Source organism: Roseburia faecis (genome assembly GCF_001406815.1).
Classification (GTDB): Bacteria; Bacillota; Clostridia; order Lachnospirales; family Lachnospiraceae; genus Roseburia; species Roseburia faecis.
Map to the genome: position 1 here is coordinate 49,879 of NZ_CVRR01000048.1, position 14,292 is coordinate 64,170.

Annotated in this window: 13 protein-coding genes; all 13 read left to right on the forward strand. The window is 44.7% G+C overall.

The features are described from left to right. Window positions 1–5: 5 nt before the first annotated feature. Complete coding sequence (locus M72_RS12675; protein ID WP_055068476.1) at window positions 6–2,237, forward strand: DNA gyrase/topoisomerase IV subunit A; 2,232 nt, start codon at window positions 6–8, stop codon at window positions 2,235–2,237. Next, the gene (locus M72_RS12680; RefSeq protein ID WP_055068477.1) at window positions 2,237–2,881 is read left to right on the forward strand and encodes an HAD hydrolase-like protein; all 645 of its coding nucleotides are present in this window, start codon (window positions 2,237–2,239) and stop codon (window positions 2,879–2,881) included. Before M72_RS12675 ends, M72_RS12680 begins: the two co-directional genes overlap by 1 nt. Before the next feature lie 24 nt (window positions 2,882–2,905). Beyond that, entirely contained in the window at window positions 2,906–3,706 is an 801-nt protein-coding gene (locus tag M72_RS12685; RefSeq protein WP_055068478.1) for a CPBP family intramembrane glutamic endopeptidase, read from the forward strand. Between the two features lie 238 nt (window positions 3,707–3,944). Continuing rightward, window positions 3,945–5,321 carry a M14 family zinc carboxypeptidase gene (locus tag M72_RS12690; RefSeq protein ID WP_055068479.1) on the forward strand — a complete coding sequence of 459 codons (1,377 nt, stop codon included), beginning with the start codon at window positions 3,945–3,947 and terminating at the stop codon, window positions 5,319–5,321. Between the two features lie 79 nt (window positions 5,322–5,400). Continuing rightward, window positions 5,401–6,183, forward strand: coding sequence for a Cof-type HAD-IIB family hydrolase (locus M72_RS12695; protein WP_022045122.1), 783 nt, complete (start codon window positions 5,401–5,403; stop codon window positions 6,181–6,183). 19 nt (window positions 6,184–6,202) lie between these two features. Further along, the gene (locus M72_RS12700) at window positions 6,203–6,577 is read left to right on the forward strand and encodes a hypothetical protein (RefSeq protein ID WP_022045123.1); all 375 of its coding nucleotides are present in this window, start codon (window positions 6,203–6,205) and stop codon (window positions 6,575–6,577) included. Between the two features lie 112 nt (window positions 6,578–6,689). Further along, the gene (groES, locus tag M72_RS12705; protein WP_022045124.1) at window positions 6,690–6,974 is read left to right on the forward strand and encodes a co-chaperone GroES; all 285 of its coding nucleotides are present in this window, start codon (window positions 6,690–6,692) and stop codon (window positions 6,972–6,974) included. A 56-nt stretch (window positions 6,975–7,030) separates the two neighbouring features. Then, window positions 7,031–8,659 (forward strand): chaperonin GroEL, encoded by a 1,629-nt coding sequence (groL, locus tag M72_RS12710; protein ID WP_022045125.1) that lies wholly within the window; start codon window positions 7,031–7,033, stop codon window positions 8,657–8,659. A 181-nt stretch (window positions 8,660–8,840) separates the two neighbouring features. Beyond that, window positions 8,841–9,707 carry a DegV family protein gene (locus tag M72_RS12715; protein WP_022045126.1) on the forward strand — a complete coding sequence of 289 codons (867 nt, stop codon included), beginning with the start codon at window positions 8,841–8,843 and terminating at the stop codon, window positions 9,705–9,707. Between the two features lie 175 nt (window positions 9,708–9,882). Then, window positions 9,883–11,175, forward strand: coding sequence for an adenylosuccinate synthase (locus tag M72_RS12720; protein ID WP_022045127.1), 1,293 nt, complete (start codon window positions 9,883–9,885; stop codon window positions 11,173–11,175). A gap of 80 nt (window positions 11,176–11,255) precedes the next feature. Continuing rightward, window positions 11,256–12,782, forward strand: coding sequence for an ASKHA domain-containing protein (locus tag M72_RS12725; RefSeq protein ID WP_055068481.1), 1,527 nt, complete (start codon window positions 11,256–11,258; stop codon window positions 12,780–12,782). A 14-nt stretch (window positions 12,783–12,796) separates the two neighbouring features. Beyond that, window positions 12,797–13,663 carry an undecaprenyl-diphosphate phosphatase gene (locus M72_RS12730; RefSeq protein ID WP_055068551.1) on the forward strand — a complete coding sequence of 289 codons (867 nt, stop codon included), beginning with the start codon at window positions 12,797–12,799 and terminating at the stop codon, window positions 13,661–13,663. After that, a complete protein-coding gene (locus M72_RS12735) occupies window positions 13,656–14,285 on the forward strand; it encodes a 4'-phosphopantetheinyl transferase family protein (RefSeq protein ID WP_055068482.1) in 630 nt (209 codons plus the stop codon). Before M72_RS12730 ends, M72_RS12735 begins: the two co-directional genes overlap by 8 nt. Window positions 14,286–14,292: the final 7 nt, after the last annotated feature.

Here is a 14,292-nt window from a genome sequence, read left to right on the forward strand (position 1 = left end):
ATAAAATGGAACATAGTATCATTCGCACCGAGTATTCGGAGCTGATGCAAAAATCATATATTGACTATGCGATGAGCGTTATCATTGCCCGTGCGCTGCCGGATGTCCGTGATGGATTAAAACCGGTGCAGCGCCGTACACTTTATGATATGTATGAACTGGGAATCCGATATGACAAACCGTATCGTAAGAGTGCGCGTATTGTCGGAGATACCATGGGTAAATATCATCCGCATGGAGATTCTTCGATCTATGATGCCCTGGTTGTCATGGCACAGGATTTCAAAAAGGGACTGCCGCTTGTGGACGGGCATGGAAATTTTGGGTCCATTGAAGGCGATGGTGCCGCTGCCATGCGATATACGGAGGCACGTCTGCAGAAAGTAACGCAGGAAGCCTATCTGGCAGATCTGGATAAAAATGTTGTGGATTTCATGCCGAATTTTGATGAAACCGAAAAAGAGCCGGTTGTTTTGCCGGTAAAGGTGCCAAATCTTCTGGTCAACGGTGCGGAAGGTATCGCTGTCGGTATGGCAACTTCCATTCCGCCACATAATTTCGGAGAAGTGATAGACGGTGTGATTGCCTATATGAAAAATCCGGATATTACCACTGCGGAGATGATGCAGTATATTCCGGGACCGGATTTCCCGACAGGAGGAATCATTGCAAATAAAGATGATCTTCCGGCAATTTATGAGTCCGGGGTCGGCAAGATCAAAATACGTGGAAAAATCGAGATTGAAAAGGGCAAAGGCGGCAAAGACCGCATGGTAATCACGGAGATTCCGTATACCATGATCGGAGCCAATATCGGGAAGTTTTTAAATGATGTTTACGGTCTGGTAGAATCCAAGGCAACCAGTGACATTACCGATATTACCAATCAGTCATCCAAAGAGGGAATTCGTATTGTTCTGGAACTGAAAAAAGGAGCAGATATCGAGGCTCTGGAGAATCTGCTGTACAAGAAAACCAAGCTGGAAGACACCTTTGGTGTCAATATGCTTGCGGTAGCGGATGGCAGACCGGAGACGATGGGCGTCGTGCCGATCATCCGTCATCATGTGAAATTCCAGTATGAGATTGCAACCAGAAAGTACCAGACCCTTCTGGCGAAAGAACAGGACAAAAAAGAAATACAGGAAGGTCTGATCCGCGCCTGCAATGTCATTGATCTGATCATTGAGATTTTACGCGGCAGCCGCAGCATCAAAGATGCAAAAGCCTGTCTGACAGACGGAAATACGGATCATATTACCTTTAAGAATCTATCTTCAAAGATCATGGCACAGCAGTTAAATTTTACGGATCGTCAGGCACAGGCCATTCTGGAAATGCGTCTGTATAAATTGATTGGTCTGGAAATTGAAGCATTGATGAAAGAACATGATGAGACACTGGAAAATATTGCAAAATATGAGGATATTTTAGAGCATCGTTCTTCCATGGCAAAAGTAATCATCAAAGAACTGACCGCGTTTAAAAAAGCTTATGGCAAAGAGCGCAAAACCGTGATTGACAATCTGAAAGAAGCTGTAGTTGCAGCAAAGAAGATCGAGGAGCAGGATGTTGTCTTTCTGATGGACCGCTTCGGATATGCAAAGATTGTGGATACTTCTGTCTATGAGAGAAATAAAGAGGCGGCAAACGCGGAATACAGGCATATCTTTACGTGCAAAAATACGGATAAAATCTGTATCTTTACGGACAAGGGACAGATGCATCTGCTAAAAGTGCTTGATCTTCCATATGGAAAATTCCGGGATAAAGGAACACCGATTGACAACCTCTGCAATTATGACAGTAAAGAAGAGAATGTTGTATATCTGGCAGGTCTTGAACATGTCAGCTCGCACCGGATGTTATTTGGCACAAAGTATGCCATGATCAAAGTTGTGGACGGTATGGAATTTGTGGTCGCAAAAAAGACAACGGCGGCAACAAAGCTGGGAGAGGAAGATGAAGTACTAACGGTATGTCCGTTAGAAGAAAATGATACACTGGTGATGGCAACAAAGAAAGATATGTTTCTTCGGATTGACTGTGCACAAATTCCGCAGAAAAAGAAAGGTGCGGTGGGCGTGCGTGGCATGAAACTGGCTGCCGGGGATGAACTGAAAAGTATTCATGTGCTGCATGAAGGTGAGGAGAAAGAGGTCGAGGTGAAAGGAAAGCCGGTTGCCCTGCATCGTCTGCATGTGGGAAACCGTGATACCAAAGGAGTAAAGAAATAATGAACACCATTTTGTTTGATCTGGACGGAACGCTTATTGATTCTTCCGAGGGAATCATAAAATGTGTTTTATATACGCTTGATTTTTACGGAATTAAGGAGCCGGATACGGCAAAATTATACCGGTTTATCGGGCCGCCGCTTTCGGAGAGTTTTGAAAGATATTATGGATTTTCGCATGAAAAAGCGTATGAGGCTGTGCAGAAATACCGGGAACGGTACAATACGACGGGAATTTTTGAGTGTAAGTTATATCCGGGTGTGGAAAAGTGTATCCGTACATTAAAAGAACAGGGATACCGGATTGGCATGGCATCTTCCAAGCCGGAAGTATCCTGCAAACGGATTCTGGAGCATTTTGGAATTCTTCCGCTGTTTGATGATGTGGTAGGTGCAACATTTGATGGTACACGGGATAAAAAATCCGAGATTCTTAAGGAAGTCATGCACCGCTGGAGTCATATTCCAAAATCCGAGATGTGTCTGATCGGGGATACGATGTTTGATGTCAACGGGGCGAAAGAACTTGGAATTGCGTGTCTTGCGGTCAGCTTTGGTTTTGGAGATGTAAAGGAAATGAAAGAGGCAGGCGTGATCGGTGTGTGCGATTCTATGGAAGAACTGCCGGGCATGTTAAAGAAATAATAAAGAAAAACGGGAGGGTATATCATGGAAACTTTTAAGGAGACGCTGAGAAAGATCTGGTATATCTTATACCCGTTTCTTTTTTATTACGCGGTTATGCTGATTATTATGACAATTGCGCAGTGGGCATTTGGAGGAGATGCCACACATTATGTGTTCTGTCAGCTGATTGCCACTGTTTTTACAATTCCATCCATGCTTCCGTTTTATCGTCAGGGACAGGCACTGGCAGGGATTGCAAAGCAGCCGTTTGGAATCAGCCGGGAACGTATCTGTCATGCACTTTTTGCGGCCGGGATCATGGCATGCTTTGGAATTTCTTTGAACAATCTCATATCCATGACGAAACTGACGGCAATTTCGATGGGTTACCAGCAGGCAAATACCGATTTTTACGGAAGTACAATAGGAATGGAAATTCTTTGTCTGGCAGTATTTACCCCGATTCTGGAGGAGCTGGTATTCCGGGGGATTCTTTTTGGAAGATTAAAAGATATGCTGTCGAAACCGTTTGCGGTTGGAATTTCGGCATTGATTTTTGCGGCCGTGCATGTCAATATCGTGCAGTTCATTTACGCATTGATTCTTGGTGTGGTGCTGGCACTTCTGATGGATCGTGCGGGAAATGTCTATGCATCCATGATCGGACATATGACGGCAAATTTTATTGCAGTTGTGCGGACGGAAACGCACTGGCTGGATTTCAGCGTCAGGGGAGATGCGGTCTCATGGATATTTTCTCTGGTGGTACTGGGAGCCGGGATTGTGCTGATGTGGAGGTATTTGTCTGACAGAAAAAAGCAGGAAGATAAGGAGAAAGAATAAAATCGAGGTAATATAATTTGTAAAATAAACAGAGAGGCGTATACTATGCAGGACACGGAAGATATCAGGCGGCATATCAAAGCAGATTTCTGTGACTGGAAAGAAAACTGGGCAGATTCCTATAAATTCAGCAATTCTGTCTATAAAGAGCATTGGACTGTGTAAGCGGTGGCAGACGCAAGGCGCGTTTCGCAAACGTCTAATAAAAGACAATAGAAAAAAGGGAGTACAAAAGAAGATGAAATGTTTATGGAAAAAAGTAATTTGCGGGGCACTTGTGGCTGGAATGCTGGCACAGTGCCCACAGAGTATTTATGCAGAAGATGCCGCAAATACTGCCACGGTAACGGATACCGAGAGTAATCATGTAACACCGGATACTACGCAGCAGCCGGATGATACAAAACAGCCGGGAGATACGCAGCAGCCGGATGATACCCAACAGCCGGGAGATATCCAGCAGCCGGACGATATCCAACAGCCGGAAGAACTGCCACAGCCTTCTGCCGTGGAGGGACTGCATACAACAAAACAGGGAAAAACAAAGGTATATCTGGAATGGGAAGAAAGCAGCGATGCCACTTCCTATGTGATTTACCGGAAAACAGCCGGAGGGGAATACAAAAAACTTGCCGAGAGGAGCAAGCCATCCTATACCGATAAAAACGTATCATCCGGTAAGACATATACATATAAAATTGTTGCAAAAAACGAGCAGAAGGAAGCGGATGAGGCTGCAAAAGTCACGTTTTCCAATACAAAAGCCGTACAGATCCGGTCACAGAAGTATACTTACAGCCAGATGAAAAAAGACATGCAGGAACTGGAACAGAAGTACAGCAACTACTGTGAAATGACAAAAATCGGGACCTCTTTGCAGGGGCGTGCCATCTATGATTTTGCAATCGGAAATCCGGATGCAGAGGAATCATTACTGGTAGTCAGCACCCTGCATGCCAGAGAGTATATCTGTTCGGCCGTTCTGATGAAGGAACTGGAGTATTATCTGGAAAATTATAATGGGACGATTGGCGGGGTAAAACCGGCAAACACATTAAATAAAATACAGATCCATTATATTGTTATGGCAAATCCGGACGGGGTAACGGTTTCCCAGACCAGACATTCCACATGGAAGTCCAATGGACGCGGTGTGGATTTAAACCGGAATTTCCCGGCAAAACATTTTGTTTCCGGCGGAAAGAAAGGTGCACAGGGGTATTCCGGCAAAAAAGCACTGAGTGAGCCGGAATCTTATGCGGTAGCAACGCTGACACAGCAGCTGATCAAAAAACAAAATCTGCAGGGTGTGGTGAATTACCATGCCATGGGAAGAATTATTTACGGGGACTGTACGAAAGGAAGCCTGAAAAAAGATACCTATAAAATGTATGATATCGCAAAGAAAATTACCGGATACAGCAAAGCCCCGGATAGCGGCAGCGGAAGGTCCTGGGGAGGACAGTACCGGGAGTATGTGATGGATCTGCTTAATAAACCTTCCATTACCATTGAGATTGGAAGCTCAGTAGCACCGTGCCCGCACTGGCAGTATGAGATCGAATTCCAGAAAAACAGATATGTTGTTGTGCGGATTGCAAATGCATTGAAATAGAAAAAAATCAGGATACTTTGACGCATCTGCCGGATTATGCTAGTATAGGGGAAACAGCTGACAGATGAGGAGAGTAAAAATGGCATACATATTTTTTGATATAGACGGAACGCTGTGGGATGAAAAAATGCAGATTCCAGAAAGTACAATTCCAACCATCAAACAATTGCAGAAAAACGGACATAAGACATTTCTGTGCAGTGGAAGATCCCGTAGCAATATTAACGATAAGCGGCTGCTTGGGATCGGCTTTGACGGAATTGTTGCAGCATGCGGCAACCATGTGGAGATGGATGGAAAGGTTCTGTATGAAAATATCCTTTCCCCGGAACTGACAGAAAAAATTGTCCGGGTCATGGAAGAATGCCGGATGCCGATTGTGCTGGAAGGTCCGGACTGCCACTGGATAGATAAAGAAAATTTCAAGACAGATCCGTATGTGCTGTACCTTTTTGAGGCAATGGGAGCATCTGCCAAAATATTAAAAGGCTATTCACCGGACATCCGCATTAATAAAATGTCGGGGGATATCCTGCCAACAACCGATTATGCCAGAATCCGGGATGAACTGGGGGCTGATTTTGACTGTCTGGAGCATGAAGGACATGTTGTGGAATTTGTTCCGAAAGGAACATCGAAAGCGACCGGGATAGACTGGCTCTGCAGGCATATGGGTATTAAAAATGAGGATACCTATGCGATTGGTGACAGTGTCAATGATCTGGATATGCTTTCTTTTGTGGGACATGGAATTGCCATGGGGAATGGAACACCTCCGGCAAAAGAGGCGGCTGAATTTGTGACAACGGATATCTACGATGATGGAATAAAGCATGCAATGGAACACTATGGATTAATATAGAGTCTGAATCGAGGCAGAAATGAAAAAAAGAATTACAGAGTACCGGAAACGTGTGGACCGGCTTCTGGCAGACGAAGAAGAGAAAACATATGAGGAATGGGAATGTATTTTGGAAGAACATCTGGTTCAGATTGGATTTTTCCAGCACGAACGTCTGATTCATCTGATTGTAACGGTTACATTTGCTGTGATAACGGTACTGTCATTGTTTGCCCCGCTTTTGACGGGGATCATGACACTCTATGGTTTTACCATGCTGCTCCTTGTGCTTCTTGTGCCGTATATTTTTCATTATTATACACTTGAAAACGAAACACAAAAAATGTATGCACAGTACGATGAAATAATAAAGCATACAAAGAAAGTGAATTCCGGGAATCTAAAAAAAATATAAAAATTGAGTATCACTGTTGACAATGAAAAACAACAGTGATATTTTATTTACAGAAAGAGTTAGCACTCGAATAAAGTGAGTGCTAGTAAAGACGAAAAGGAGGCTATTTGTAATGAAATTAGTGCCATTAACAGACAGAGTAGTATTAAAACAGTTAGAAGCAGAAGAGACTACCGCATCCGGTATCGTATTACCGGGAGCAGCACAGGAGAAGCCACAGGAAGCGGAAGTAATCGCTGTAGGTCCTGGCGGAGTAGTCGACGGAAAAGAAATCGTTATGCAGGTAAAAGAAGGCCAGAAAGTAATCTATTCCAAATATGCAGGGACAGAAGTAAAACTTGATGGGGAAGAGTACATTATCGTAAGACAGAATGATATTCTTGCAATTGTTGAGTAGTTTTTATAAATTGGAAATTATAGGCTGAATTTTAAAGAAGAGAGGTTATTGTAGTCATGGCAAAAGAGATTAAATATGGTTCAGACGCCAGAGCAGCACTTGGTGCAGGTGTCGATAAATTAGCAAATACCGTTCGTGTAACATTAGGACCGAAAGGACGTAACGTTGTACTGGATAAATCCTTTGGTGCTCCACTGATCACAAACGATGGTGTAACAATCGCAAAAGAAGTGGAACTTGAGGATGCATTTGAGAACATGGGTGCACAGCTTGTAAAAGAAGTTGCAACCAAGACCAATGATGTAGCCGGTGATGGTACAACTACCGCTACTGTTTTAACACAGGCTATGGTTCAGGAAGGTATGAAGAACCTGGAAGCAGGAGCAAATCCGATCGTGTTAAGACGTGGTATGAAAAAGGCAACAGATGCCGCTGTTGAGGCATTAAAGGAAATGAGCCAGAAGGTTAAGGGCAAAGAGCAGATCGCAAAAGTTGCAGCAATTTCTGCCGGTGATGAAGAAGTTGGTAATCTGGTAGCAGACGCTATGGAGAAGGTTACAAACGATGGTGTCATCACAATCGAAGAGTCCAAAACCATGCAGACAGAGCTTGACCTGGTAGAAGGTATGCAGTTTGACAGAGGTTACTTATCTGCTTATATGTGCACAGATATGGATAAGATGGAAGCAAATCTCGATGATCCATACATCTTGATCACAGACAAGAAGATTTCCAATATCCAGGATATCCTGCCACTGCTTGAGCAGATCGTACAGTCCGGTGCAAGACTTCTGATCATCGCTGAGGATATCGAGGGAGAAGCACTCACCACATTGATCGTAAACAAACTGCGTGGTACATTCAACGTAGTAGCTGTCAAGGCTCCTGGATATGGTGACAGAAGAAAGGCCATGCTTGAGGATATAGCAATCCTTACCGGCGGTCAGGTGATCAGCTCCGATCTTGGATTAGAACTGAAAGATACCACCATGGATATGCTTGGACGTGCAAAATCCGTTAAGGTTCAGAAAGAGAACACCGTTATCGTGGATGGTGCCGGAGACAAGGATAAGATTCAGGGACGTATCAAACAGATCCGTGGACAGATCGAGGAGACCACTTCTGAATTTGATAAAGAAAAGTTACAGGAAAGACTTGCAAAGATGGCAGGCGGCGTAGCAGTCATCCGTGTCGGTGCTGCAACAGAGACCGAGATGAAGGAAGCAAAGCTTCGTATGGAAGATGCATTAAATGCTACCCGTGCAGCAGTCGAGGAAGGTATTATCGCAGGTGGTGGATCTGCATACATCCATGCATCCAAGAAGGTTGCAGAGCTTGCTGATTCCTTAGAGGGAGATGAAAAGACCGGTGCGAAGGTTATCTTAAAGGCACTGGAAGCTCCTTTGTATTACATCGCTGCAAACGCAGGTCTTGAAGGTGCTGTTATCATCAATAAGGTAAAGGAATCTGCACCGGGAACCGGTTTCAATGCAGCTACCGAAGAGTATGTTGACATGGTAGAATCCGGAATTCTTGATCCGGTTAAGGTTACAAGAAGTGCCCTGCAGAATGCAACATCCGTTGCTTCTACATTACTTACCACAGAGTCTGCTGTTGCAAACATTAAGGAAGATACTCCTGCAATGCCAGCTGGTGGTGCTCCGGGAATGGGCGGAATGATGTAATCGGACATAACCGTTGCGTTATAAAGTAAACATAGTATCAAAAACCATGTGAAATAGATATGAAAAGCCTTGAAAATCAAGGCTTTTCATTTTTTTTGTCCTATGATATGATAGTAAAAGCGTAACGGTTCAAAGACAAAGGAACCGTTTGGAAAAACAACGAAAATCAGGAGTGGAAAAAATGAGTCGAGTGATTGTTGTAACGGACAGTAACAGTGGTATTACACAAAGCGAGGCAAAAGAACTTGGCGTAGTGGTAATGCCGATGCCTTTTTATATTAACGGACAGATGTTTTATGAAGATATTGACCTGACACAGGAGCAGTTTTATCAGAAACTCAAAGAGGGCGGAGAGATCAAAACCTCCATGCCGCTGGTTGGAGATGTGACCGATAAATGGGATGAACTTTTGAAAGAATACGATGAAATTGTATACATACCGATGTCTTCGGGCTTAAGTAGTTCCTGTGAGACGGCATATATGCTTTCCCAGGACTATGACGGAAAAGTACAGGTAGTCAATAACCAGCGTATTTCCGTAACGATGCGGCAGTCCGTGCTCGATGCCAAAATGCTGGCAGAGCAGGGAAAAGGTGCAGAAGAAATCAAAGAGATTCTGGAAAAAGAAAAATTTGAATCCTCCATATACATTATGGTTGACACACTGGAGTATCTGAAAAAAGGCGGACGTATTACACCGGCAGCAGCAGCACTGGGAACCTTACTGAAACTGAAACCGGTATTGCAGATCCAGGGAGAAAAGCTGGATGCATTTGCAAAGGCACGTACGGTAAAACAGGCAAAAACAATCATGACCGAGGCTATGAAAAACGATTTTGAGAAGCGTTTTCACAGCCCGGATGGGGAGAAGATGAATCTGGAACTGGCCTATACATTTGACACTGCAGCCGCTGAGGCATTCAAAGAAGAAGTGCAGGCTGTCTTTCCGGACAATGAGATCGTCATGCAGCCACTGTCATTATCCATTGCCTGTCATATCGGACCGGGAGCACTTGCGATCGCATGTTCCAAAAAGATTGAAGCGTAGCAGGCAGCTTTTGGAAACTTTCATATGCTAACAAATTAAAGTTTATGACTTGTAATTTCAGTGGGAATCCTTTATAATCATAAAGTAAAAACGGATGGGTTTTTACACCTGTCCGTTTTCGTGCGTAAAAAAGTGCGCACGGAAAGTTAAAGCAGACATACAGGAGGAATAAAAGATGGTTAAAGCAGTTGTTGGCGCTAACTGGGGCGACGAAGGCAAAGGCAAGATTACGGACATGCTTGCAAAGCAGGCCGATATCATTGTACGTTTTCAGGGAGGTGCGAACGCAGGACACACAATCGTAAATGACTACGGAAAGTTTGCATTACATACACTTCCGTCCGGAGTATTTTACAGTCATACAACGAGTGTGATTGGAAATGGTGTGGCACTTGATATTCCACGTCTTTTCAAAGAGATTAAGTCCATCACAGACCGCAACGTTCCGATGCCAAAGATTCTTGTGTCCAACCGTGCACAGATTGTGATGCCGTATCACGTACTGTTTGATCAGTACGAGGAGGAACGTCTGGGAGGAAAATCTTTCGGATCGACAAAATCTGGTATTGCTCCGTTTTATTCAGATAAATACGCAAAGATCGGTTTTCAGGTAAGTGAGCTTTTCGACGATGAGCTGTTAAAGGAAAAGGTAGTCCGTGTTGCAGAGCAGAAGAATGTAATCTTAGAGCATCTGTATCACAAGCCACTGATTGATACTGATGAATTATTAAATACATTACATGAGTACCGCGATATGGTAGCTCCATATGTATGTGATGTTTCCTTATTCCTGGACAAGGCACTCAAAGAAGGAAAGACGGTTCTCTTAGAAGGACAGCTTGGAACATTAAAAGATCCGGATCACGGAATTTATCCAATGGTTACCTCATCTTCCACACTGGCTGCATACGGTGCAATCGGGGCAGGAGTTCCGCCATATGAGATCAAACAGATCATTACCGTATGTAAGGCATATTCTTCTGCTGTAGGTGCCGGTGCATTTGTAAGTGAGATTTTCGGAGATGAGGCAGATGAACTTCGCCGTCGTGGTGGAGATGGTGGAGAGTTCGGTGCAACCACCGGACGTCCGAGAAGAATGGGATGGTTCGACTGTGTAGCCAGCAAATATGGCTGTCGTCTGCAGGGAACAACCGATGTAGCATTTACTGTACTTGATGTATTAGGATATCTGGATGAGATTCCGGTATGTACCGGATACGAGATCAACGGAGAAGTGACAACCGAATTTCCGGTTACTAGTCTCTTGGAGAAGGCAAAGCCGGTACTCACAAAGCTTCCGGGATGGAAATGTGACATCCGCGGTATCAAGAAGTATGAAGAACTTCCGGAAAATTGCCGCAAGTACATTGAGTTTATCGAGGGACAGATTGGATATCCGATCACCATGGTTTCCAACGGACCGGGAAGAGATGATATCATTTACCGTGAGTCTTCTCTGAACAAGTAATCGAAACAAGTAACAGAGCCTGTAAAAAGCAGCGAATCGAATCTGATCCGGTTTGCTGCTTTTAGAGTATAAGAAAGCCTATGCAGATAGAAGTAATAATTGAAAAAAAATCACATAAACTTGATGCAGAAGAAGGAAAAACCATTTTAGAGACACTTCAGGAACATGGAATCCATGTGCTGACAGCGCCATGCGGCGGCAGGGGAAGATGCGGAAAGTGTACCGTAGAGGTGGAACATATGGGAGAAGTACTTGCCTGTATGACAAAAGTAACCGATGGTATGCGTATCACAATTCCGAAAGTGCAGCTTCGCGCACAGAAGTCTAAAATTGCAGAAAACGGAACGGTCACACATTATCCGGCGGATGACGGAGAAGGGCTGGATGCGGCATGCGATATCGGTACTACGACGGTGGTCTGCCATCTGATCGATGGAAAGACAGGAGAAAAGCTGGCAACGGTCAGTGAACCAAGCGCACAGAGAAGTTTTGGTGCAGATGTGCTTTCACGTATTCAGGCAGCCGAAGCAGGAAAACTGGAAATATTAAAAGAACAGATTATTTTTCAGATCGCACAGATGCTTCGGACACTGCAGAAAAAAACAGGGAGAGGGGAACAGATTCAGCGTCTTGCCGTGGTGGGAAATACGGTAATGTGTCATCTGTTTGCGGGAATTTCGCCTGTTTCCATCGGGGTGACGCCGTTTATGCCGCAGGAATTCTTTGGAAAAGAGTATACCGGAGAGCAGCTGGGACTTACGGATTGCAGATCGGTATACATAGCACCGGCGGTTGCAGGATTTGTCGGAGGAGATATTACTTCGGATCTTTTGGCAGTGATGCAGAAGAACCCCAAAGAGAAAGTGCTTCTTCTGGATATTGGAACGAACGGAGAGATGGCGGTCGGAAACGAAGATCAGATTTATTGCTGTGCCACGGCGGTCGGATCTGCATTTGAAGGTGCGGAGATGGCGATGGGAATGCCGGCAGCGGCCGGAGCGATATCCCATGTCTGGCTCGACCAGCGAAGAATCCGGGTGCAGGTAATCGGAGACGAGGAGGCGTGTGGTATTTGCGGTTCCGGTCTGATTGATGCACTTGCGGTAATTTTAGAGATGGGGCTTCTCGATCACACAGGATTGTTAAAGCAGAAACAGTCGGTTTCGGTTGCCTATCGGAAATACCTGGGAGAATATGCAGGGCAGCCATGTGTCTGGCTGGCGCATAAGGTATGTGTGACGCAGGAAGATATCCGGGGACTACAGCTTGCAAAGGCAGCATTTGCAGCCGGAATGCGGATTCTGCTACAGGACAGTCATACTTCTTATGAACAGCTGGATCATGTCATTCTCGCAGGTGGTTTTGGCAGCTATCTGAAAAAAGAATCGGCAGCGGCGATTGGACTGATCCCAAAGGAATTACTTCCGATTACGGATTCAGTTGGAAATGCAGCCGGAGAAGGCGCAGTATCAGCAGCTATTTCAAAAAAAGCAAGAGAGCAGCTTTCCATAATTCAGAAAAGTATGCATTATATAGAACTGTCTACCCATCCGGATTTTTCACAGGAATATATGAACCAGATGGATTTTGATGGAAGCGAGCGATAGAAAGGGAAAAAATGATAGAACTGATAGAGGTATTAAAAGCCGTATTATTTGGAATTGTGGAAGGCGTGACCGAGTGGCTTCCCATCAGCAGTACCGGGCATCTGATTCTGCTGAATGAAGTGGTCAAACTGAAAGTAAGTGATGAATTTTACAGCATGTTCGAGGTCGTGATCCAGCTGGGAGCGATTCTTGCGGTCGTTGTTCTGTTCTGGAGCCAGATCTGGCCGTTTGGAAGAAAAAACAATGTAGCACCTTTGACAAAACGGGGACCGGGCGCATGGATCAAAACAGATATTTTTAAATTGTGGTTTCATATTCTGGTTTCTACCATTCCGGCAGCGGTGATCGGTGTTCTTGCGGATGACTGGGTGGAGGAACATTTTTACAATTACCAGATGGTATCTGTCATGCTGATTCTGTTTGGTATTGCGTTTATTCTGATTGAGAATTCCCATAAAGGGAAAAATTCCAGAATCAATTCGCTTGCAGATATCGGTTACGACACGGCACTTTTTATCGGTCTGTTTCAGCTGATCGCTGCAATCTTTCCGGGAACCTCCCGGTCTGGTGCAACGATTGTCGGAGCACTTTTGATCGGAGTGTCCAGAACCGTTGCGGCAGAGTATACGTTTTTCCTTGCCATTCCGGTTATGTTTGGTGCCAGTATCTTAAAGATTGCGAAGTTTGGACTGGATTTTTCGACATCCGAGGTCGTTATCCTGTTTGTGGGATGTGTCATTGCATTTGCGGTTTCCCTGATTGTTATCCGTTTTCTGATGGGATATATTAAAAAACATGATTTCAAGGTGTTTGGATATTACCGGATCATTCTTGGCATTTTTGTGCTGGCGTGTGGATTTTTAGGAGCATTACATGCTTAAACTATATATCCGGCCGGTCTGTTTCCAGCGTCCGGAAGAAGAGGAGAATTCACTGTCTCTTCTTGTGGAGAGCCGCAGGGAGAAAGTAAGAACAATAAAAGGAAAAGAAAACCGCAGCAGATCCATTGCGGCGGGTCTTCTGCTCCGGCATATGCTGCTGGAAGAACAGATCCCTTATGCCGAAGAATCTTTTGGGCTGGAAGGACATGGAAAGCCGCGTCTGAAAAAAGATGGGGTTTTCTTTAATTTAAGCCATGCGGGAGCATATGCAGTGGGAGCACTGTCGGATGTCCCGGTAGGTGTGGATGTGGAACAGCAGAACCGTTTTTGGCAGGAAGCCCGCAATCAGAAGCTGGCAAAGCGGATATTAACGGAAGCGGAAAGGAACTGGTGGAAAGATGCCGGGGATGATCCGCAGGAACTGCTCCGGTTCTGGACAAGAAAAGAAAGCTATGTGAAAATGACCGGGGAAGGAATGACAAAGGCATTTCATACCGTGGATACCCTGCATGGGAAATACTATAAAGAAATTCCGCTGGGAACCATAAAAGACAGATATCTGATCAGTGTCTGTACGCAGGAAGATAGGACTTGCGATTTTGTATGTAAAATGTTAGATTAATATCTGG